The sequence below is a fragment of the Novosphingobium pentaromativorans US6-1 genome, from assembly GCF_000767465.1.
Taxonomy (GTDB): domain Bacteria; phylum Pseudomonadota; class Alphaproteobacteria; order Sphingomonadales; family Sphingomonadaceae; genus Novosphingobium; species Novosphingobium pentaromativorans.
This window is the reverse complement of the sequence record NZ_CP009291.1, coordinates 67,829-89,500: the sequence shown is the minus strand read 5'-3', so window position 1 is coordinate 89,500 and position 21,672 is coordinate 67,829. Positions and strand designations below refer to the sequence as shown.

The window sequence follows — 21,672 nt, the reverse complement described above, 5'->3', positions numbered from 1 at the left end:
GCCACTAGTTTGCGAGCGGCTGAACCTGGAGCACGGGCATCGGCCGAGCTTCCAGAGCGCTGAACCCATGTATGAAGCCCGGGCGCACGATCAGCATCGGCGCGGGCGCATGAGCCGCCAGATATTCGGTGACGCTACCGCAGGGCATGTCCATCAATCCGCTCTGACCGTGTGACGAAAGGACAATGAGATCGATCTGCTGCCGCTTCGCCAAGAGCCGCAGTTCCGTCCGGGCATCCCCGTTCGGCGCTACGATCGTACTCGCGCGAACGCCGTCGGCGCGCAACTTGGCGCGCAGGTCATCTAGATATTCGCGCGCGCGGCGCTGGTTGTAGGCCTCAAGTTTGCCGCAAAGCTCGGATTCCAGTTCTGCTCGGCCGGCGACGAGCGTTGCCTTCGGCACCACATGGGCAAGCACAATCTCCGCGCCGTGCTTGCGGGCAATGCGCGAAGCCAACGGTAGAACGCTTTCTGCCCGACACGATCCGTCGAGCGGCACAAGCAGTTTGCGATAGATGATCTTCTCGCGCGCTGGAATGGGCTCCGGCGGAACCAGCAACAAGGAAGTCGAACCCCGCGCAAGGATATTCTGGACGGTCGCGCCAAGCCCGACATGCTTCGACACACGCCCGTGAGTTGCGAGCGCGAGGAGTGGCGCTCGATGTTCGATTGCCCAATCATTCAGCCGGTCGGCTGCAGACCCGGTCAACAGGACAGTGTCTATCTGTGCAGGATTGTCCGACGGAAATGCGGCTATCTTTCGCAATTGCAGACGATGCTCGTCGCGCCGGATCTGCCACTCGATGGGATCGGGCGGTCGACCGGATCCCGGCACGGTCTCGACCACTCGGGCGAGCGTCAAGGGTAGACTCAGTCCTTCACCCGCCGCGATCGCGTGAAGAACAACCGAACTGCTTGCTGGACTGTCATCGACACACACGAGAATTCGAATGCCGCTCCGGGCTTTTTCGACGGATCGGTCCAGGACGGCGCACGTTCGATCATCGTTGAAGAAGGCTGACCTGGTGGCAGGTTCGTCCATTTCGTTGGACTGGCAGTTCATAATCGCCTCCTTCGACCGGTTCCACATGACGCCAACCAAATCAGGATCGGCGATCACGCCACTATCGAATATACGCAACATCACCGAAGTGGGCTTTCGGCGGTGTGGCCTGCGCTGAGCAACAGCTTTCTGCTCGAGCGGGTTCAGGGGCACCTGAGCTTCGGTTGCCCATCGGTTCCGCACAAGAACCCTTCCGAGTCGAACCGAAACTTTGCCAAAAAACGATACTATCGGTTGCTTGTGCCGACCAGATGCTTGGTCGACCATGCTCCCTAACGAACATTATGAACATTCAGATCATCAGAAGCGTTGATCTCGGTCAAATATCCCAAAAGCAGCATCAGCTATGATGAAATGCGTTGATCGCAACTCAGAGGCAGTCAAATGCTGAGCCGCCAGTTTTTGTCCGTGAAGGATATCGCCGACCTCTTGAAGGTCGGGGAAATTGCCGTGCGCTCCTGGATCAAGTCGGGCGATCTGCGCGCCGTCGATTTGCGGCGCGAATGGCGGATCGCACCTGCCGATCTCGAGCAGTTTCTGCTGCGGCATGCCAACCGTCCTCCCTACGAAGTGGCTTCCCAGGCCGGCCAAGATTAGGAGTGAACCATGGCGCAGAAGATGAAAGCGGCGATCTTCGTCGAACCTGGTCGGATCGTCCTCGACGAAAAAACCATTCCGGACGTAGGTCCGCTGGATGCCTTGATTCGCATCACGACGACGACGATCTGCGGAACCGACATCCATATCCTGAAGGGCGAGTATCCAGTCACGCCGGGCCTTACGATCGGTCACGAACCGGTCGGAGTCATCGAGAAGCTCGGATCAGCTGTTCAAGGCTATCATGAAGGGCAGCGTGTCATCGCCGGGGCTATCACGCCGAGCGGACATAGTGCCGCATGTCTGTGCGGCTGCCACTCGCAGGACGGCGCGGGCAGCAGGCACGGTTTCAAGCCAATGGGTGGCTGGCGTTTCGGGAACACGATCGATGGCGCGCAGGCTGAGTATCTGCTCGTGCCCGACGCCATGACCAATCTCGCGCCTATTCCGGACAGTCTAAGTGACGAGCAGGTCCTGATGTGTCCCGACATCATGTCGACGGGATTTTCGGGAGCCGAGCGCGGCAGAGTGACGATCGGCGACACCGTGGCCGTCTTCGCGCAAGGGCCGATCGGCTTGTGCGCCACGGCGGGCGCACGCCTGATGGGCGCGACGACGATCATAGGCGTCGAGGCGGTTCCCGCACGTGTCGACATTGCACGCGGCATGGGCGCTGACCAGGTTGTTGACTTCACTAAAGTCGATCCAGTCGACGAGATCATGCGTCTCACTGATGGTCGCGGCGGTGATGTTGCGATCGAGGCGTTGGGGCGGCAGGAGACGTTCGAGGCGGCGCTGCGTGTCCTGCGCCCCGGCGGAACGCTATCCTCGCTGGGTGTTTATTCCGGCGACCTGAAAATTCCGTTCGCCCCCTTCCTTGCGGGACTAGGCGATCACACGATCGTCACGACACTCTGCCCCGGCGGTAAGGAGCGCATGCGGCGACTGATGGAGGTGATCGCGTCCGGTCGTCTCGACACGCGCCCGCTGGTGACACACCGCTTCAACCTCGACCAGATTGAGGAGGCATATGATCTCTTCGCCAACCAGCGAGACGGCGTCCTCAAGGTAGCAATCACACCGTGAGACCTTACCGCAGAGGCAACCGTGATGCCGGACCGCATCAAGTGTGCTTGAGGGCACCCAACCCATAAGGTGAGAAACCTTCGGATCCCTAGTGGCAACCGATAAGGTGTCAAAGCGAGGCGAAGCGACATGTCCGTTCAAGTTTTCCTGCCCCTACAAACCTATCCGGATGGCAACAGCGAAGCGCTCCTGTCTCAGGCGGTGGCTGTAACGAACCACGTGCATGGCCGTATCCATGCGCTTGTGCTGGCAGCCAAATTCCCCAAGGTTTCAAGCGCGCTGGGCAATCTCGTGCTCGACGTCCCTTCCCTCATGGCAGGTGCAAGAGAAAACTGTCGCAAGAAGGGTGCGCGGTTGCTGGAGGCGCTGGACCGTGAGGCCAAGGCGGTTGGCGTAGAAGTCCACTCAAGCGAACTCGAGTGCTTCCCATCGGCATTTGGCGACGAAGCGGCCGTGGCGGCCCGGTTTTCCGATCTCGTACTGGTCGGGCTCTTGCCCGGTGATGCGCTTATGCAGTCATTGGCGGAATCCCTCATCTTCGGGTCAGGCAGGCCCGTTGTCTTGCTTCCCGAAGCACACACAATCGACCAGCTGGACCAGGTAGTAATCGCCTGGGATGGCAGCCGCGTCGCAGCGCGAGCAGTCAGCGATGCGCGTCTGTTTATTGAACGCGCTGAAAGAGTGACAATCGCAGTCGTTACGGATGAAAAGGCGTTGCCGGAAAATGCTAGCGGGTCGAAGTTGGCAGAGTTTCTTACGACTCAAGGAGCGAATGTCGGGCTCGTCGAATTCAGCAGCGGCCAACAACCTATTGCAGAAACCCTACAGAATGAATCCCTCAAGATCGGGGGAGGATTACTCGTGATGGGTGGCTTCGGTCATTCACGGATGCGGGACTTCGTACTCGGAGGAGCCACGCGCGGGATCATAGAAAATCTCCGCATGCCCGTGCTCTTATCACACTGAACATTGGCCAAGAGAAGGAACTCGATTGATGGCAAGCATGGCAAAGTCAATCCTCGTCGCCACCGATCTCAGCGCCCGCTCGGATCGTGCGGTAGACCGAGCGACAATGCTCGCCAAGCAATGGGATACACGGCTGATAGTCATTCATGTGCTCGAACATGGATCCAAGCTTGAGAGTGATTCAAAGGCTGCCGAGCAAGTAATCCGGACTGTTCTACCCAACCCACTGGCGGACGTAGACATAGTCCCCGGGAATGGATCAGCGCCGAGCACGATCGTCCAGACGGCAGCGTCACTTGATTGCGGGTTGATCGTAATGGGCGTAGCGCGTTTCAATCACTTGGGCGATCACTTCATCGGCACGGCAGTCGATCACGTTGTGCGCCACGCCACTGCACCCGTACTGGTCGTCAAGCAACGTCCGCACGGGCCTTACACAACCATTCTGGTCGCCACGGATCATTCGAGTTGTTCGCGACACGCGCTCCTCACCGCTGCGAGGCTATTCCCGGATGCCGCTATCCATTTGGTGAACGCCTATCACGTCCCTTATGAAGGCTGGCTGCGATCACAGGAAGTGAAGGACGAGGTGACACGCGAAGCGCAGGCGGAACTCGATGCCTTCGTCCAAGACGCCGCCATCCCTGAAAGTTTGCGGGTCCGCCTTTCTTCCAGCATCGGCTATGGTGAAACCCATACCGTGGTCTGGAACGAGGTCGAGAAAGTTGGAGCAGACCTCGTCGTATTAGGCACTCACGGTCGCACCGGCTTCGTACCTGCTGTAATCGGCAGCATGGCTGAGTCACTCCTCCGGTGCGTTCCATGCGATACCCTGATGGTTCGGGAACCGTCGTGAACTGCGGACCCGGTGCAGGGCTGCATGCTGCCAAGGTTTACTGGTTACAGTACCGCCTGTCCCGACGCGCCGAGGCCCTTCGATGAGCCCACAAGACCTCTATCGCGCCAAACTGACCACCGCGGATGACGCGGTAGCGCAGATCGGGTCGGGAATGAACGTTTCGATGGGGATGGCAACCGCAGAGCCGCCTGCCCTGCTGGAAGCGCTTGGTCGCCGGATAGAGAACTCCGACTTCAGCGATCTGTGCTTGTGGTACTTCCATTCTCTGGAAGCCGCCGGGAAGACGGTATTGCGTGAAGATCTGCTTGATCGGGTGCGCCCCCACTGCATGTTCCTGAGCCACATCGAAAGGACATTGATCAAGGGCGATCCATCCGGATCCGCCTATGGTCCGATCGAGTTCGTGCCGGTGGCTTTCAGCGGTTCACCCCAACTGCTTTCAGAGCGGTTGCAACTTGACGCCTGCATCACCACGGTCTCGGCGATGGACCGCCACGGCTGGTTTACCTTCGGCACGAGCAACGACTACACCTCCGCGGCCGCACGCAGCGCCCGCCGGCTCATAGTTGAAGTCAACCCGGCCATGCCGAGGGTCTTCGGGGACTCCCTGCTTCACGTGTCCGAAATCGATGCAATCGTCGAAAATCATTGTCCCCTGCCCGAAATCGTCTGCTGTACGCCGAGCGCTGAGGAACAGGTGATCGCCAGCATCATTGCCGGCATGATCGATGATCGCGCCTGCTTGCAGATGGGCATCGGGACGCTTCCCGCTGCTGTATGCGGCCTGCTCGAGGACCGCAAGGACCTCGGCATCCATACCGAACTGATGACTCCGGCGCTAGCGCGGCTCATCGAGTGCGGCGCGGTCACCAACATGGCGAAGGCGACCTACCGCGGACGCAGCGTGTTCACCTTCGCGATGGGCGATGCGGCGTTCTACGATTTCCTTGACGACAATCCCGCGTTCCATTCGCTGCCGGTGAACCTCGTCAACGATCCCCGGCATATCTCGAAGAACGACAATGTCGTTTCGGTCAACGGCACACTGCAGATCGATCTTGGCGGGGCCTGCAATTCGGAACACCGCCTGGGCCGGCAGTACAGCGGTTCGGGCGGGCAATTGGACTTTGTCAGGGGTGCAACCGCATCGAAAGGGGGTAAATCGATCATTGCCTGCCAGTCGACCGCACGTGACGGCGCCGTGTCCCGCATCGTTCCAGTTCTCGACGGTCCGGTAACGACACCGCGCAACGATACGCACATCGTCGTCACCGAATATGGCTGGGCAGACCTCAGGGGCAAATCGATGCACCAGCGGGCCGACGCGTTGATAGGCCTTGCCCACCCGCGCTTCCGGGACGAGCTAGCCAACAGCGTGCGCTGACTGCCTGTTCCCCTTCGGACGCGCGGGGCGATGGAATGCAAGGCGCATCTGCTTTTCCACCTCGATCAGGGCAAAGAATGTCGCCCCCACCCCGACGATCATGACGCCGTCTAGGAACGGCACTGCCTGCGTGCCGAACACGGCCTGAAGCGGCGATGCATAGGTTATCGCGAACTGTGCGACCGTGACGGTAACGACCGCAAACCAGACCATCGGCGTTCCTCGCACCGCGCTCCAGGTCAACGAGGTTCCGTAGATGTTGCGGATGAAGAAGAGATGGAAGATTTCCAGCACGACCAGTGTGTTGACCGCCATGGTCTGGGCGAGCGCAACCGGGTATCCCTTATCGACGCCATAGGCGAAGACACCGAACACGGCGATGACGAACAAGGTCGATACGAGCAGGATGTGCCAGAGGAGTTCGCCGGACAGCAACGGGGCGTCACGCGGGCGCGGCGGCCGCTTCATCGTGCCTTTCTCGCTGGGCTCGAAAGCTAGCGCAATGCCAAGCGTCGTGGCAGTAATTAGATTGATCCACAGGATCTGAACGGCCGTGACGGGCAGCGCCATCCCGGCGAACAACGCGACCATGATCGTCAGGGCTTCGCCCGCATTCGTTGGCAGGGTCCAGCTGATTACTTTCTTGATGTTGTCGTAGACAGTTCGACCCTCCCGGACGGCAGCGGCGATCGACGCGAAGTTGTCGTCGGCAAGAACCAGCTCCGAGGCTTCCTTGGCGGCTTCGCTGCCCTTGATCCCCATCGCCGTGCCCGCGTCGGCTCGCTTGAGCGCCGGTGCATCGTTAACGCCGTCACCCGTCATCGCCACGATCAGTCCCCGCGATTGCAGGGCGGTAACCAGCCGCAGCTTGTCGGCGGGAGACGTCCGGGCGAAGACATCCGTCTCGGACGCGGCATCGGCCAGCTCGCTGTCGGACATCATACCGATGTCCGCCCCGGTCAGGACACGCGAGCAATTGCGCAGGCCGATCTGTTCGGCAATCGCCCGTGCGGTGGCGCCATGATCGCCGGTGATCATCTTCACTCTGATCCCCGCATCATGGCACTCGGCAACGGCCTCGACCGCTTCAGGCCGAGGAGGATCGATCAACCCGACGAGACCAACCAGCGTGAGTTTGTCGTGAAGGTCGACGGTGTTGAGGACTGTGTCATCCTGCCGCATTGTACGTCCCGCGAGAGCGATGACTCGTTGGCCTTGACCTGCCAGTTCCTCGATCCGGCCAAGCCAATATGAATGATCGAGCGGCATCGTGCCGCCGTCGCTCTTGCGCACATCGCGGCACATGGCTAGCACGGCTTCGGGGGCTCCCTTGACGTGCACGAAGCCGTGCCCCTCGTGGTCATGGCTCAGCACGGCCATGTAGCGCCATTCCGCGTCGAACGGGATTGCATCGGTACGTGTGAGATGCGCGAAAGGCGCTGATGCGCCGTCCATGATCTTGCCGGCGAGGGTCAGCAGCGCCCCTTCCATGGGGTCGCCCTCCACGCGCCAGCACCCTCCGGATTCGATGAGCGCGGCATCATTGCACACGGCCGCTGCGCGAGCGAACTCGGTAAGTACAGCATGGCTGGCAAGATCGGCTGTTCCGACGCCGCTTCTGAGCAAGCCCAGCGGAGCATAGCCGCTGCCTTCGACGGTGAACGTATCATCGGCGGAGACCAGGGAAGTCACCATCATCTCGTTGCGAGTCAGGGTTCCGGTCTTGTCAGTACAGATCACCGAAACGGAGCCCAGGGTCTCGATAGCCGGCAGACGACGCACGATGGCATTGCGCCTGGCCATGGCCTGTACGCCCACGGCAAGCGTTATGGTGAGAACCGCCGGGAGGCCCTCTGGTATCGCCGCTACCGCCAGGCCGACGACGATCATGAACATCTCATCGAACGGCAGGTGACGGACGAAGATGCCGAAGACGAGCAGACCCGCACTGACGAGCAGAATGAAAAGCGTGAGCCAGCGAGCGAACAGGTCCATCTGCCTCACAAGCGGCGTCGTCAGCGTTTCGACACGGGACAGCATCCCGCTGATCCGGCCGATTTCTGTCTCGCCTCCTGTCGCAACGACAAGGCCGCGCGCAGTGCCGGACACCAGCAGGGTGCCGCTGAAAGCCATCGATGCTCGATCGCCAAGCGATGCATCCGGTCGCACCGGCGCAGGGTCCTTGTCCACCGGAACCGACTCTCCGGTCAGGACTGCTTCCTCGACCTTAACGCCGCGGGCTTCGATCAGCCGCACGTCTGCGGGTACGCGATCGCCCGCTTCGAGCAGAACGATGTCCCCCGGTACAAGCTCGACGGCGTCGATGGTCTGGCGCTGTCCCCCGCGAAGCACCGCCGAATGGGGAGCGAGCATGCCGCGGATCGCGGCCATCGCGTTTTCCGCGCGGCCTTCCTGGATAAACCCGATGATCGCGTTCGCCACCACGACCGCCAAGATCACCCCGGTGTCGATCATGTGGCCGAGCGCGGCCGTGACCGCCGCCGACGCCAGCAGTACATAGATCAATATGTTGTGAAAATGTCGAAGGAAGCGGCTGACGGGTCCGCGCCGTCGCGGCTCTGGCAACCGGTTCGCCCCGTACGTCGTCAGCCGCGCAGCCGCCTCGGCGGGATCCAGCCCCTGCGGCTCTGCATGCAGCGCATTCACGACGTCAGCAACCGAACGGGCGTGAAAGTCATGAGTTTGATGTTCGCTCATGGCCGTTTTGCTTTTCCTCCTTGGGACTTGGCTCCCACGGGCAGCGCCTGTGCCCATCAGCACGTTACTTGCTCAATGCGACATTAGTATTGGCAACTGTGGATTCGCGAAGACGGACAGCGTTGCTCCGCCAAGTATGAACTCGCGGAGCCGCGAATGTCCGTACCCGCCCATCACCAGCAGGTTCGCGCCGACATCGAGCGCATCGTCCTGGATCGCCTCGCCAATCGACCTTCCATTCAGATCACGCCGCTCGACCCGAGCAGAGACCCCGCGGCGTTCAAGCATGCGCACCATGGCATCGTGATCAATGCTCGACAGGATCGCCTTTTCGCCGCCGACCGTCAGCAGAACGATCTCCTCAATACCCGGGAGCAGCGCAAGGGCATCACCCAGTGCGCGTGCTGCCACCCTGCTATTGTCCCATGCGGCCGCGATCCGGTGGCAAGCGAATTCGGCCAAGTAGTTGGGCGGAACGACAATCAAGGGGCGCCCTATCTCAAACAGCAGGTTTTCCGCGATAATCCGGTCGCTCAACATGCCACGGCTGTCAGTGCCGATGATCACTAGGTCATGCAAACGCGCATGGTCGGCAACGCAACCTATCATGCCACGCGAATGGTCAATCGCGGTCATGGCAACGGCATCAATACCGGATTGAGCGGCCCGGCCGAGTAGCACTTCGACATTGGTTGCGTTACGCACCTCGCGAAGGTCGGATTCCGCGCGGAGCTGCTCTAGACTGCGGCTTTCCCGACTGGGTGGGGCATTGGCGTCCAGATTCAGTAAGAATGCTGTCAGGCCGGCATTCGCCGTCTCGCAGAACCGCATGGAAAAAGCAGCGGGTCCGCGCTCGATATCGAAAGTATCGACCGTAGCGTAGAGCATGACAGTCTTTGCCAAGGCTTCACGTGTCATCGGCTATGTACCTCGTTCCAACTGAAGGAATCGAATAGCCCGCTCGGTATTGTGAGAAATCAGCAGCACCGGCATCGGGCATACCCGATGCGGTCCGGCATCGCGACCATATTGGATCGCCAGAGGGGCCCGGCCCGCAACAATTCATGTTAATTGCGCATTTCACGACTTCAAGCCTTTTTGGATTGGCACGACGTTAGCCAGCAGTGGGAGGCCGATCCTGCCGTTGACAATGATACCCGCTGAAAGTGACATACTGAGCAGCATGCACAATGTCTCAGCCAGTAGACGGGCATCATCTGCGAAAATGCAGGATCGACCGAATCTGTCTTTGACTGGAGTCAATGCGCACGAGAGCTGAACGGGTAGATCATTATCTAATGATTCGTCTCTCGCATCGTCATTGATGATATGACGAACCGTGAACGACGGCAAAGCTGGTTCGCTCGACGATGCGCGGCCATAGGGAAAGGACGTTTCCCATGGACAGATCACACTGCATTGCACCTTTGCGATGGCTGCTCCTGCTTTGCCTGCTGTTCGGACTGTGGCAGGCCGCTCTTGCTGAACCGCAGCTCCCGGCGCGCGAAGTCCCAGTGCTCTTGATAAACGGGGCCGTCGGGCCTGCCACGGCCGACTACATCACCAAGGGAATTACATCAGCTGGAGAAGCGGGCGCGCCGTTGGTGTTGATCCGCATGGATACCCCCGGAGGCCTGGACACCTCGATGCGCGAGATCATCCGTGCGATTGTCAATTCACCGATACCGGTCGCCACCTACGTCAGCCCCAGCGGCGGGCGGGCGGCCAGTGCCGGCGCATTCATCCTGCTGGCCAGCCATGTCGCGGCCATGGCGCCGGGCACCAACGTCGGTGCCGCCACCCCGGTGCAAATGGGTGCGCCTGCTGCTCCGGGGGCCGAGCCAGAAGGCGAGGCTAAAGACGAGCCTGGGTCTGACAAGGCCAACGGATCGAAATCGGGAAGCGCAAGTGAACGTAAGGCGCTCAACGACGCTATCGCCTACATCCGGTCGCTGGCGGAGATGCGGGGACGCAACGCGGACTGGGCGGAAGCGGCGGTGCGCGATGCGGACAGTCTTTCGGCGCAGGCGGCGCTGGCGCAAGACGTAATCGATATCGTTGCCCGCGACAGCGCGGATCTGCTGGCGCAGCTTAACGGACGAACCATCCAGGTTGGCGCGGCCGAGATCCGGCTCGACACGACAGGCATGGTGCTAGCGGAGGTCGAGCCCGATTGGCGCACCCGGCTCCTCGCTGCCATCACCGACCCCAACATTGCGCTGATCCTGATGATGATCGGAGCTTATGGGCTCTTGTTCGAATTCATGAATCCCGGCGACCTGTATCCAGGAACCATCGGCGCCATCTGCCTTCTCATCGGCCTCTACGCGCTGTCCGCCCTGCCCGTGAACTATGCCGGGATCGCCCTCATCGTGCTCGGCATGGCTCTTATGGCGGCCGAAGCCTTTTCACCGTCATTCGGAATTTTGGGGATTGGCGGGGTGGTTGCCTTTGGCCTGGGCGCCACGATCATGTTCGACACCGACATTCCGGAATTTCGCATAGCCGTCCCGGTGCTGGGGGCGGTCGCAGTTGCCAGCCTCGGAGCGACATTGCTGACCATGCGGCTGGCACTGAAATCGCGTCAGGCCAAGGTCGTCAGCGGACGCGAGCAGATGGTCGGAGCCACGGGCAGGATCGTCGACTGGAATGGATCAAGCGGTCACGTCCACATTCACGGCGAACGCTGGCGTGCGACTGGCGGGGCAGCGTTTCACATTGGCCAGCTTGTCCGCGTGGTCGCAATCGACGGCCTTACGTTGACATTAGAACCAGCGGCATGAAGCCGTAACAGGAGAGACAAGCCATGGAACTTCTCGGCGACTTCGGCTTCTACATACCTCTGGTACTCATCGCTCTCATCTTTTTGATGGCGGCTATCAAGATTCTGCGTGAATACGAGCGGGGCGTTGTCTTCACGCTGGGCCGCTTCACCGGAGTCAAGGGTCCGGGGCTGATCATCCTGATCCCCTTCGTCCAGCAGATGGTTCGGATCGATCTGCGCACTATCGTCCTCGACGTGCCGACCCAAGACGTAATCTCGCGCGACAACGTATCGGTCAAAGTCAACGCCGTGCTCTATTTCCGGGTAATCGCGCCGGACCTCGCCACCATCCAGGTCGAGAATTTCATGCAGGCCACCAGCGAACTTGCCCAAACGACGCTGCGTTCGGTGCTCGGCAAACATGAACTCGATGAAATGCTGTCGGAGCGTGACAAGCTCAATTCCGACATTCAGGAAATCCTTGATGCCCAGACCGATGCCTGGGGCATCAAGGTTGCCAACGTCGAGATCAAGCATGTCGACATCGATGAATCGATGGTCCGGGCCATCGCCAAGCAGGCAGAGGCAGAGCGCGAGCGTCGTGCCAAAGTCATCAACGCCGAAGGTGAGCAGCAGGCGGCGCAGAAGCTGCTGGAAGCTGCCGAGATCCTCGGTCAGCGGCCGGAAGCCATGCAGTTGCGTTACCTTTCGACTCTCAACGTCATTGCCAACGAGCGTAGCTCCACCATCGTCTTTCCCTTCCCGCTTGATCTCATGGACCTCGTGAAGAGCTCAAAGCCGCGGGTTTGAGCAGATGCCAGTCCCCGAGAGGCACCGCGGCATCATTGATCTCCGGGTCAGGACGCCTGGCGACATGTTCCATGCCTTCGACCCGTCGCCGATGGTCGGCCGGGACCTTGATAATGACGTGGAAGCCTACATCGTGGAAAGTGCGCTTGAACTTCCCGAACGGGCCTACCGGCTGGTGATTCATGTCGCTGAGCCGAACATTGAGAGGGACAGCAAGGAAACCATTGCCGCAGCCGTACGCTCCTATTTTGCGTACCGAAGCGAAGTCCAGGCCCGGAGACTCAGATTGTTGCTGCGCGAGGGGCGACAGGCGCTGGCCATGGGTCTGGGCTTCCTTGCGCTGTGCTGGGGGCTCGGGTTTCTGGCCACCGAGTCGGTGCCTCCCCCCTTCGGCGAGTTCCTGAGCGAGGGCCTGTTGATCATTGGCTGGGTGGCTAACTGGCGTCCGGCAGAAATCTTTCTCTACGATTGGCGGCCCATGAAGCGCCAGCGCGAAATACTCGACAAGCTCGCGATCATGGACATCCATTTCCGTACAGACCAGCGGAGCGGCAATTTCCCGCGCGACGCGATTGATGAGTCGTCGGCCGATCTATTGAGCAATCAGCATCAGAAAGCAGTTCGTCATGGCAACAAAATCAACTGATCAGCAGATCCTGTGGTACGACGAGATCGCGATCGGCGATATTCCCTCCGTTGGCGGCAAGAATGCCTCGTTGGGCGAGTTGCTCCGCGAGCTCGGCAAAGCCGGCGTTCGCGTGCCGAACGGCTTTGCCACGACCGCGAGGGCCTTTCGCGATTTCATAGATGTCAGCGCTATCGAGCCCAAGATGCGCGAACACATCAGGCGTTACCGGGCGGGAGACGAGACGCTTCAGGATGCTGGCCATACGATCCGGGAGCTTGTGCTTGCCAGCCAGCTTCCTACCGCTTTCGCCGATCAGATCCGCGCCGCCTATCGCAAGCTTGCGGAGACGACGGAGACCGTAGATCCACCGGTAGCAGTTCGAAGCAGTGCGACCGCTGAAGACCTGCCTGACGCAAGCTTTGCCGGACAGCACGAGACTTACCTGAACGTCCGCGGCGAACAGGCCCTCCTCGATGCTTGCCTGCGCTGTTTCGCCTCGCTCTTTACAGACCGTGCCATCAGTTACCGGGAAGCAAAGGGTTTCGATCATTTCGCCGTCGCGCTTTCCGTTGGCGTCCAGCAGATGGTTCGCTCGGACCTTGCTGGCTCGGGCGTGATGTTCACGATCGACACGGAATCCGGCTTTCCCGGCATTGCCACCATCAGCGCGGCATGGGGCCTGGGCGAGACGATCGTGCAAGGTACGGTGAACCCCGACCGGTATGTGGTCTTCAAGCCTCTGCTCGGCACTCCGGGTGCGCGACCGATTATCGAAAAGGCGCTGGGCGACAAGGCGATACGCATGATCTACGCCGAAGAAGGCGGCAGACAGACCCGGATCATCCCGGCGAAACCGACCGAACGCCAGTCATTCGTCCTCAACGATGACGAGATCCTCGAACTCGGACGCTGGGCGGTTGCGGTGGAGCGGCATTACGGGCGGCCCATGGACCTGGAATGGGCGAAGGACGGCAGCAACGGACTGCTCTATCTGGTGCAGGCCCGTCCCGAGACCATTCATGGCGATGCCAGCCACTCCGGCTTCCGACATTACAGCATCAGGACCAAAGCCGATCCTGTCCTGTCCGGCGTTGCCATCGGCAGCGCCATAGCCAGCGGCAAGGTCTGCCTGATCCGCGACGCTGCCGACATTGCCCATTTTCAGGACGGCGCGATCCTGGTTACCGGCAACACCGATCCTGACTGGGTGCCGATCATGAAGCGCGCCGCCGGCATCGTCACGGACCGCGGTGGCAGCACCAGCCACGCTGCCATCGTCAGCCGGGAGCTGGGGGTTCCGGCTGTGGTCGGGACCAGCATGGCGACATCAACCCTGCACGATGGCCAGGACATTACGCTGTCCTGCGCCAGCGGTGACAAGGGGCTGATCTTCAAAGGCCTGCTCGATTATGTCGTCGAGGACATCGATCTTTCCGCTATTCCCGAAACCCGCACAGAAGTGATGCTGAACATCGCCGATCCGGCCGCGGCGTTCCAGTGGTGGCGGCTGCCCGCGAAGGGCGTGGGCCTCGCGCGGATGGAATTCATCATCAACAACCTGATCAAGGTCCATCCCATGGCGCTGTTGCACCTGGACCGCGTCTCCGCGTCCGACAACCGCCATATCCGTCAACTCGTCAAGGGGCACGCCAGCCCGGCGGACTATTTCGTCGAGACGCTGGCGCGCGGCGTCGGGCGTCTGGCGGCACCGTTTTTCCCCCACCCCGCCATCGTGCGGCTCAGCGATTTCAAGACCAACGAGTATGCCCATCTGGTTGGCGGCGATGCCTTCGAGCCAAGCGAAGAGAATCCGATGCTCGGCTTCCGGGGGGCCTCGCGGTATTACGACGAACGCTATCGCGATGGCTTCGCGCTGGAATGCCGGGCGCTTCGCTCGGTACGTGAGGACATGGGTTTTGCCAACGTCGTCGTGATGGTACCTTTCTGCCGGACACCGGCGGAGGCCGATCGCGTACTTGCCGCGATGGCCGAGAACGGCCTGCGCCGGGGCGAAAACGGCCTGCAAGTCTACATGATGTGCGAGATCCCGTCGAACGTCATCCTGGCGGAGGAGTTCGCCCGGCGCTTCGATGGTTTCTCGATCGGGTCGAACGACCTCACGCAGCTGCTGCTCGGGGTCGATCGCGATTCCGAACTGCTTGCTGCCATGTTCGACGAACGCGATCCGGCGGTGACGCAGGCGATTGCCGAAGCTATCCGCAAGGCGCACGGCGCCGGCATCAAGATCGGCATTTGCGGTCAGGCGCCCAGCAACTATCCCGATTTTGCCGAATTTCTGGTGCGCGAGGGAATCGACTCCATCTCGCTCAATCCCGACAGTTTCGTGAAAACCTGTTCCGTCATAGCGGCCGCGGAAGCTTCTGCCGCGTGAGAAATCACGGAACCACCGCCATGGCCATCAGCAACAGGCCCCCAACCGCCGCATAAGCCATGCAAACCGGCAGCGTCGTTTTCAGTATGGCGCCTTCCCTGCCTACCAGCCCGACCGTCGCCGCTCCGGCAACGATGTTGTGAGGCGCGATGACATTGCCGATTGCCGCGCCGAAGCCCTGCCCCGCCAGGCCAAGCAGGGGTGCCAGCCCCGATGCCTCCGCTGCGGCAACCTGAAACTTTCCGAAAAGGATGTTGGAAGCCGTGGCGGATCCGGTGATGAAGGACCCCAGGGCTCCAACCATCGGAACGGCCACCGGCCAGGCCGGCCCGAGAAGTGCTGCCGCAGCGCTGGCCAGAGTGTCGATCATGCCGCTGTGAACCATGATCCGGGAAAGCGCCAGGACCGAGACGAGCGCGATAGCCACCGAAGGCAGACGGCGAGCGGCAGCGGCGACTGACGGGCTAACGACGGTCCGGCTGTCTGGCCGAACGATGACCGAGCCCGCAAGAGCCAGGAGCAGCAGCGTCCCCGGATGGTAGAGCGGCATGGCTGAACCGCCGAAACGGCCTGCCACATCCCATTCCAGCACGAATGCCTTCATCGCCGAAGTCAGCGGCGGAGCCATGCGCGTGGCGAGGATCGCCACGAGAACCAGCGCATAGGGCAGCACTGCAAGGATCACGCCCTCGCCGGTACGGTTTATTTCAGGCTGTGATGCGGGGTGCCTCCATTTGACGATAGCAATGAAAACCGCTCCGCCGATCAGGGCACCGCCCAGCGTGGGCAGTTCTGGTCCGCTCAGCCAGGCCAGCCCCAGCGCGGGGAGCAGGAACAGGAAGGCTGCCAGGGGTACCAGCACCCAGTTCCCAGTACGCCACTCGCTCACGGCAAGCCGAAACACCATTGATGCAAGCGTCCAACCCAGCATTGCATGCAGTAGCATGATGGTGAACGAGAGATCCCTGGTATCGACAGGCAGCACCTCCACAAGTGGTAGAATCGGGGTGCCCACCGCTCCGAACGATACACCGGCAGCATGTCCGATCAACGCAAGCACCAACGAACGGCGGGGCGAGAAGCCGAGCGCCACCAGCATGGGCGCAACCAAAGCGACCGGTGTGCCGAACCCGGCGGCACCCTCCAGCAATAAGGCGAAAAACCAGGCGAGGATCAGAACGAGGATTGCGGGCTTGTCTGAAACCGAGGTTAGCCAGGTGCCTATGCGTTTCGATGCGCCTGATCGGGTCTGCACCTCGTGCAGCGCGAGGGCCGGAAACACGATCCACAGGATCGTCGCGGTCGTGAAGCCCGCCTCAAGCACGGGGCCGATAAGACTGACGCCGTCAGTTCCGTAATCGAAGGCAAAGATGGCCAGCGTGGTGGCAGCCGCCGCCCCGACCACACCAGATCTGGCAGCAGACCAGCCGATGACCACCATGCTGAGCAACAGCAGGAGGATCGGAAGAAGTGCGAGCCAGGGCGCCATACGTCAGGCCAGCATTTCTACCGAGACTGGATGGGTGGGCTGGCCTGCGCGCTCGAACTGCGTGATGTTCCCGATCGTTGTCTCGGCGATCGCCGTCAGCGCCTCGCGGGTGAAGAATGCCTGATGCCCGGTTATCAAGACATTGGGAAAGGTTAGCAGGCGCGCGAAGATATCGTCCTGGATGATCTGTTCGGATAGGTTTTCGAAGAACAGATCGCTTTCCTCTTCGTAGACGTCGAGACCGACATGGCCGATCTTTCCGCTCTTCAGACCCCTGATCAGCGCCCGTGTCTCGACGAGCGCGCCGCGACCGGTATTGATGATCATCACACCCTGCTTCATCGCCCCAATCGCTTCTGCATCGATGAGGTGGCGGGTTTCAGGCGTCAGCGGACAGTGCAACGTGATGATGTCGGATCGCGACAACAGTTCGTCCATATGCGTGTAGCGCCCACCAAGGCCCGTGAATTCGGCGGCGTGCCGCGGATCGGCCCAAGTACCTTGCAACCGAAGCCAGTCATGATTCGCGCCACACAGATGCCGATCCTGCCTGTGCCGACGATGCCGATCGTGCGGCCTTTGAGATCGAAGCCGAGCAGGCCATCGAGCGCGAAATTGCCCTCCCGGACGCGCGCATAGGCGCGGTGGATGTTGCGATTGAGGGAAAGCATCAGGGCAACGGTATGCTCTGCCACCGCCTCTGGCGAATAGGCCGGTACCCGCGCCACGGTGATGCCCAGTTCCCGTGCGGCAACAAGGTCCACATTGTTGAAGCCAGCACAGCGCAAAGCCACCAGCCTGATGCCTCCGGCGGCAAGCATCCTCAGCACTGGCCTGTCCAACACGTCGTTGACGAACCCGCAGACCGCCGTAGCGTCATGCACGAGTGCAGCGGTTTCGATGCTCAGCCGCGGCTCAAGAAACCGGAGTTCATGATCCGCACGCTTGATCTGGTTTGCCTGCGTAAGGAACTCGCGATCGTAGGGCTTGGTGCTGAACACGGCGACTTTCACTTTGTCTGCCCTCCTTCACTTAGATTGCCGATGCCAAGGGGCGCCGCGAGGCGCTCGACATCAGCACGATGACACAGGTCCGTTCCAGGCGTCAGCACGGCTGCCGTTCCGGCCGCTATGCCCAGGTGGAAAGCACGGCGGCTCTCCCATCCATGAGCCAGCCCAAAGGTCATTGCGGCAACAAAGCTGTCCCCGGCTCCTACGGCGCTTCGCGCATCCACCGGAATGGCAGGCGATGCGACAACCTGCGCAGCTTCGACCAGCAGCGCCCCCCCGTGCCCCATGCTGACAGCAACTGTCTCGGCTCCACTTGATGCCACCAGGCTTTTTGCGGCTTCGATGATCTGCTCGCCATCTCGCAAGGGGCGGCCGGCAATCTGCTCCATCTCGCCAAGACTGGGCTTGACCAATCGCACGCCGCCACTTGCCAACGTGGCTTTCAGCGCTCCTCCCGACGTATCCAGCACGACCGGCACGTTCTGAGCGCGCGCGATCTCGACAATCCGGCAGTAGAAATCATCGGGCACGCCGGGCGGCAACGAACCGCTCAGCACCAGCCATGAACATTCCAGACTTCTGATCATGCCGAGGCATTGCTGGCATTCCTCCTCGCTGACGGTTGGCCCCTGTGGCACAAAGCGAAATTCCTTGCCGCTTTGCCGCTCATGCACGGCCAAGCTGATCCGGGTATCCCCCTCGATCGGAATGGCCCGGTGAGATAGCCCTAACCGTTCGAGCAGCCCACTGAGGACTGGCCCCGTAACACCCCCAGCCAGGTAAACAGCTTCCGTATCGCCCCCGAGCCGCGCCAACACGCGCGCTACATTGATCCCGCCTCCGCCAGGATCAAATCTCTCATTGGCCGTCCGGATTTTACGGGTATGCTGCACTGTCTCGGCGTCGCTGGAGCCATCGATTGTCGGGTTGAGGGTAAGGGTCGCGATGCGGGTCATGAAACGCTCCTGTCAGCTCCGCTAGCTTCCCATCCCGGGATGGTGTTGACAAGCGAGGCTACGAGTAATCACACGCCGCTGCAGAAAGAATAGAATGAAAAACCCAAGCATCACCTTTCACGGGGCGGCAGGGACTGTTACGGGGTCTTGCATGGAAGTCCGGCATGGTACCAGCAGGGTGTTGGTGGATTGCGGATTGTTCCAGGGAACACGTACTCTCGAGAAGCTGAACTACGAGCCGTTCTCGTTCGAAGTCGACGGCATCTCCGCGGTGATTTTAACCCATGCCCATATCGATCATAGTGGCTTGCTGCCCAAGCTCGTTGCCGCGGGATACTCCGGACCGATTTTCTGCACTGCCGCGACACGGGACTTGCTTTACCACATGCTCCCTGATGCCGGTCGGATACAGGAATATGAAGCGGAGAGACGCAACCGCCGCGCCGATCGCGCTGACGCAGGGGAAATCGAGCCAGTTTACACCGAGGCTGACGCGCTTGCAGCTTTCAATCAGGCGCACCCGCTGGGCTTCAAGCAATGGTTTGAGCCGGCCCCAGGATTTAAGGCCCGCTTCTGGAATGCCGGACATATTCTCGGATCGGCTTCGGTAGAACTGGAAGTCGGCGGCTCACGCCTGCTCTTCTCGGGCGATCTGGGCCCGAACCACAAGGCATTTCACCCTGATCCGGAAGCGCCTGCGGGCTTCGACCACGTCATCTGCGAAAGTACGTACGGCGACCGCGTGAGGGAAGAGGTAACTATCGAGCAGCGTCGGACCCTACTTGAAGCGGAAATCAAAGCTGCGCTGACGCGAGGAGGCAACCTGGTCATTCCGGTGTTTGCTCTGGAGCGGACCCAGGAGCTATTGCTGGACATCGCCAGCTTGATCAACAGCGGTCGATTGCCTCACCCTCGCGTCTTCATAGACTCTCCACTGGCGAGCCGCGCCACCGAGGTATTCGCAAGACACGCCAATGATTTGGAAGACATGGGCGATGGCGAGGTCTTCCAGCATCCATCATTCCATTATGTCGCCAGCGCGACTGAATCGATGCGTCTTAATCAGATGTCGGGGGCGATTATCATGGCCGCTTCCGGGATGTGCGAGGCGGGGCGGATTCGCCACCATCTCAGGCACAATCTCAGCCGGCGTCAGTCAACCGTCCTGTTCGTAGGCTTTCAAGCAGCCGGTTCGCTTGGCCGGACGATACTCGACGGGGCCGACCGGGTCCGCATTTCAGGTCATGATGTATCCGTACGAGCACAAATCCGCCGGCTGGAAGGCTATTCGGCTCATGCCGACCAGGACGATCTGCTACGCTGGATTGAAGCGCGCCAACCGATCGCGGGCAGCCTGTTCCTTTCGCACGGAGAGACTGGAGCGACCGAGACTTTGCGGCGTATGGCCCAACCAGTTTGCACCAATCACACGATTGTCCTGCCGCAGATAGGGGAATGCTACGCTCTGCCCAGCGCCTCTGCGGCCCGTCGCTTGAAAACAGGCAAGCCTGAACTCCACGACGCAGTCAGCCGGGATTGGCAGAATGACTATGCTGAGTTTGCGACACGCCTCAAGAGCGCACTGAACAGCATCGATAGCGCCTCGGCCCGACGAGAAGCTCTTGCCAAAATGAATTCGATCCTGAGATCGTACAGCGATCATCGATTTCAGCGGAAGCAAGAAGGATGAGGCTAACCGATTTCGGACTACTCGCGACCAAATCGCTTTGACACGTTAACCGGACTTCTATTCCATAGGGATCTGCATCCGACACCTAGGACCATCAAAAGTCAAAGAACGTCTAAGCGCGTGGGAAGCAATCGTGTTAAGCGCTAACATTTCTAGCAGGAATGCCGCACTATATGGAACGATCACAATTCCGGTCTACTTGGATGGGGTAAAAAAGGCGGAAACCGAGCAGCGTTTGTCCAACAGCATCATTGGCCTACTCGGGTATCGCGCCACTGTCCGACGGGACAATCAACACATCGACGTCCGAGTAGCGAAGTACTTCTTCTGCCACGCTTCCCAGAAAGAACTTGCTGGCCCCTGTCCTGCCGTGGGTTCCCATCACGATGAGATCCACCTTCTGCTTTCGGACGCACTCGCGGACCATCTCGTAGACAGGTGCTTCGATGAGTTCGATGAACCTCTGGCTAGGCAGCAGGTCGACCCTCTGCAGGAACTCGGACAGTTCGTTGCCGGCGCGATCCTCTTCATCTGCGATGTAGTCGTTCAACTCATCGGCTGTCATAGCCGCGCGGCCCATCATGCTCCGGGCCGGGGCATCGTAGGCATGGAAAACGAGAGTCTCGACGCAATCGAGAAGGCCCAACCTGCCGGCCTCCATTAGTGCGCGTTCAGAGCATTCCGATAGGTCGGTCGCGATGAGCACCCGATCGTAGCGCCCTGCTGGAAGAGCATTGGCCATGATTACGGGCCGCCGGCTTTCCCTTATTGTCCGCTCGACCGTGGTGCCGATGAACACATCCCGCAGAGCTTGTCGCCGGTGGGGTCCCATGACAAGAATATCCGAGTTGACGCGCTCCGCCGCTTCGGCAATCGCCTGAAACGGCTCTCCAAGAACCACGCGCGTCTCGCAATCCACGCCGTCAACTGAGCGCAGGGTAGCGGCGAGCTCGCTGAGCAGGACGTCCGCGGCCCCCTGCTCAGCCGCGACAAGCCGCGGGGGTTGATCGTCATCCACGGCGTGGACCAGAACGATCTCCGCAGAGAATTGCCGTGCCAAAAGGATCGACCGGCGCAGAGCGCGATCTGAGCGGGTCGAAAAGTCGGTGGCCAAAGCTATCCGTTGCACCCTCTCGCTCCTCATTCAAGTGTGCGCGGCGGTTCGATTGTCCTGTACACACATAGCCTTCGCGCTGGACGCTACGCAACCGCGGGTGGCAGGGTTGCAAGTATAGCACAAATGCCCGCGATTTTTCTGTA

The 21,672-nt window shown here is 60.6% G+C and carries 16 protein-coding genes and 1 pseudogene; 10 read left to right on the top strand and 7 right to left on the bottom strand.

Annotated elements, in window-relative coordinates:
- Positions 1 to 4: 4 nt before the first annotated feature.
- Positions 5 to 1,330, bottom strand: a complete 1,326-nt coding sequence (locus JI59_RS25470) for a universal stress protein (protein ID WP_081473886.1) — start codon at positions 1,328 to 1,330, stop codon at positions 5 to 7.
- A gap of 117 nt (positions 1,331 to 1,447) precedes the next feature.
- Between JI59_RS25470 and JI59_RS00410 the strand changes: the two genes are divergently transcribed.
- From JI59_RS00410 to JI59_RS00390, 5 genes are all read left to right on the top strand, one after another.
- A complete protein-coding gene (locus tag JI59_RS00410; RefSeq protein ID WP_007010997.1) occupies positions 1,448 to 1,660 on the top strand; it encodes a helix-turn-helix domain-containing protein in 213 nt (70 codons plus the stop codon).
- A gap of 9 nt (positions 1,661 to 1,669) precedes the next feature.
- Complete coding sequence (locus tag JI59_RS00405; protein WP_007010998.1) at positions 1,670 to 2,746, top strand: NAD(P)-dependent alcohol dehydrogenase; 1,077 nt, start codon at positions 1,670 to 1,672, stop codon at positions 2,744 to 2,746.
- Positions 2,747 to 2,875: 129 nt separating this feature from the next.
- The gene (locus JI59_RS00400; RefSeq protein ID WP_007010999.1) at positions 2,876 to 3,712 is read left to right on the top strand and encodes a universal stress protein; all 837 of its coding nucleotides are present in this window, start codon (positions 2,876 to 2,878) and stop codon (positions 3,710 to 3,712) included.
- 28 nt (positions 3,713 to 3,740) lie between these two features.
- Entirely contained in the window at positions 3,741 to 4,568 is an 828-nt protein-coding gene (locus JI59_RS00395; RefSeq protein ID WP_007011000.1) for a universal stress protein, read from the top strand.
- Positions 4,569 to 4,650: 82 nt separating this feature from the next.
- Complete coding sequence (locus tag JI59_RS00390; protein WP_007011001.1) at positions 4,651 to 5,955, top strand: acetyl-CoA hydrolase/transferase family protein; 1,305 nt, start codon at positions 4,651 to 4,653, stop codon at positions 5,953 to 5,955.
- On the opposite strand, the gene JI59_RS00385 is transcribed toward JI59_RS00390, so the two are convergent.
- Together JI59_RS00385 and JI59_RS00380 are read right to left on the bottom strand one after the other, a co-directional pair.
- Positions 5,935 to 8,673 (bottom strand): cation-transporting P-type ATPase, encoded by a 2,739-nt coding sequence (locus JI59_RS00385; RefSeq protein WP_007011002.1) that lies wholly within the window; start codon positions 8,671 to 8,673, stop codon positions 5,935 to 5,937. The genes JI59_RS00390 and JI59_RS00385 overlap by 21 nt on opposite strands.
- 72 nt (positions 8,674 to 8,745) lie before the next feature.
- Positions 8,746 to 9,591, bottom strand: coding sequence for a universal stress protein (locus JI59_RS00380; protein ID WP_007011004.1), 846 nt, complete (start codon positions 9,589 to 9,591; stop codon positions 8,746 to 8,748).
- Positions 9,592 to 10,073: 482 nt separating this feature from the next.
- On the opposite strand from JI59_RS00380, the gene JI59_RS00375 reads away from it, so the two are divergent.
- The 4 genes from JI59_RS00375 (at position 10,074) to ppsA (ending at position 15,267) form a co-directional block, all read left to right on the top strand.
- Positions 10,074 to 11,456, top strand: coding sequence for an NfeD family protein (locus JI59_RS00375; protein ID WP_052117801.1), 1,383 nt, complete (start codon positions 10,074 to 10,076; stop codon positions 11,454 to 11,456).
- 23 nt (positions 11,457 to 11,479) lie between these two features.
- Positions 11,480 to 12,247: a slipin family protein gene (locus JI59_RS00370; protein ID WP_007011006.1), complete on the top strand. Its 768-nt coding sequence runs from the start codon at positions 11,480 to 11,482 to the stop codon at positions 12,245 to 12,247.
- 64 nt (positions 12,248 to 12,311) lie between these two features.
- Positions 12,312 to 12,893: a hypothetical protein gene (locus JI59_RS00365; protein ID WP_007011007.1), complete on the top strand. Its 582-nt coding sequence runs from the start codon at positions 12,312 to 12,314 to the stop codon at positions 12,891 to 12,893.
- On the top strand, positions 12,874 to 15,267 hold the full coding sequence (ppsA, locus tag JI59_RS00360) for a phosphoenolpyruvate synthase (protein WP_007011008.1): 2,394 nt from the start codon (positions 12,874 to 12,876) through the stop codon (positions 15,265 to 15,267). The genes JI59_RS00365 and ppsA overlap by 20 nt, the downstream gene beginning before the upstream one ends.
- Before the next feature lie 4 nt (positions 15,268 to 15,271).
- On the opposite strand, the gene JI59_RS00355 is transcribed toward ppsA, so the two are convergent.
- From JI59_RS00355 to JI59_RS00345, 3 genes and pseudogenes are all read right to left on the bottom strand, one after another.
- Positions 15,272 to 16,756 carry an L-lactate permease gene (locus JI59_RS00355; protein ID WP_007011009.1) on the bottom strand — a complete coding sequence of 495 codons (1,485 nt, stop codon included), beginning with the start codon at positions 16,754 to 16,756 and terminating at the stop codon, positions 15,272 to 15,274.
- Between the two features lie 3 nt (positions 16,757 to 16,759).
- A pseudogene (locus tag JI59_RS00350) lies at positions 16,760 to 17,769 on the bottom strand (2-hydroxyacid dehydrogenase).
- Positions 17,766 to 18,722 carry a 1-phosphofructokinase family hexose kinase gene (locus JI59_RS00345; protein ID WP_007011011.1) on the bottom strand — a complete coding sequence of 319 codons (957 nt, stop codon included), beginning with the start codon at positions 18,720 to 18,722 and terminating at the stop codon, positions 17,766 to 17,768. Before JI59_RS00345 ends, JI59_RS00350 begins: the two are co-directional and overlap by 4 nt.
- A gap of 94 nt (positions 18,723 to 18,816) precedes the next feature.
- Here JI59_RS00345 and JI59_RS00340 point away from each other — a divergent pair, with 94 nt between their 5' ends.
- Positions 18,817 to 20,412 carry an MBL fold metallo-hydrolase gene (locus tag JI59_RS00340; protein WP_038575273.1) on the top strand — a complete coding sequence of 532 codons (1,596 nt, stop codon included), beginning with the start codon at positions 18,817 to 18,819 and terminating at the stop codon, positions 20,410 to 20,412.
- Between the two features lie 256 nt (positions 20,413 to 20,668).
- On the opposite strand, the gene JI59_RS00335 is transcribed toward JI59_RS00340, so the two are convergent.
- Positions 20,669 to 21,541 (bottom strand): universal stress protein, encoded by an 873-nt coding sequence (locus JI59_RS00335; protein WP_052117926.1) that lies wholly within the window; start codon positions 21,539 to 21,541, stop codon positions 20,669 to 20,671.
- Positions 21,542 to 21,672 lie beyond the last annotated feature (131 nt).

Coding starts and splice junctions, on each gene's coding strand:
- JI59_RS00370 (WP_007011006.1), top strand. CDS start 11,480: ATGGAACTTCTCGGCGACTTCGGCTTCTACATACCTCTGGTACTCATC.
- JI59_RS00400 (WP_007010999.1), top strand. CDS start 2,876: ATGTCCGTTCAAGTTTTCCTGCCCCTACAAACCTATCCGGATGGCAAC.
- JI59_RS00355 (WP_007011009.1), bottom strand. CDS start 16,756: ATGGCGCCCTGGCTCGCACTTCTTCCGATCCTCCTGCTGTTGCTCAGC.
- JI59_RS00345 (WP_007011011.1), bottom strand. CDS start 18,722: ATGACCCGCATCGCGACCCTTACCCTCAACCCGACAATCGATGGCTCC.
- JI59_RS00395 (WP_007011000.1), top strand. CDS start 3,741: ATGGCAAGCATGGCAAAGTCAATCCTCGTCGCCACCGATCTCAGCGCC.
- JI59_RS00390 (WP_007011001.1), top strand. CDS start 4,651: ATGAGCCCACAAGACCTCTATCGCGCCAAACTGACCACCGCGGATGAC.
- JI59_RS00385 (WP_007011002.1), bottom strand. CDS start 8,673: ATGAGCGAACATCAAACTCATGACTTTCACGCCCGTTCGGTTGCTGAC.
- JI59_RS00340 (WP_038575273.1), top strand. CDS start 18,817: ATGAAAAACCCAAGCATCACCTTTCACGGGGCGGCAGGGACTGTTACG.
- JI59_RS00405 (WP_007010998.1), top strand. CDS start 1,670: ATGGCGCAGAAGATGAAAGCGGCGATCTTCGTCGAACCTGGTCGGATC.
- JI59_RS00410 (WP_007010997.1), top strand. CDS start 1,448: ATGCTGAGCCGCCAGTTTTTGTCCGTGAAGGATATCGCCGACCTCTTG.
- ppsA (WP_007011008.1), top strand. CDS start 12,874: ATGGCAACAAAATCAACTGATCAGCAGATCCTGTGGTACGACGAGATC.
- JI59_RS00380 (WP_007011004.1), bottom strand. CDS start 9,591: ATGACACGTGAAGCCTTGGCAAAGACTGTCATGCTCTACGCTACGGTC.
- JI59_RS00365 (WP_007011007.1), top strand. CDS start 12,312: ATGTTCCATGCCTTCGACCCGTCGCCGATGGTCGGCCGGGACCTTGAT.
- JI59_RS25470 (WP_081473886.1), bottom strand. CDS start 1,330: ATGGTCGACCAAGCATCTGGTCGGCACAAGCAACCGATAGTATCGTTT.
- JI59_RS00375 (WP_052117801.1), top strand. CDS start 10,074: ATGGACAGATCACACTGCATTGCACCTTTGCGATGGCTGCTCCTGCTT.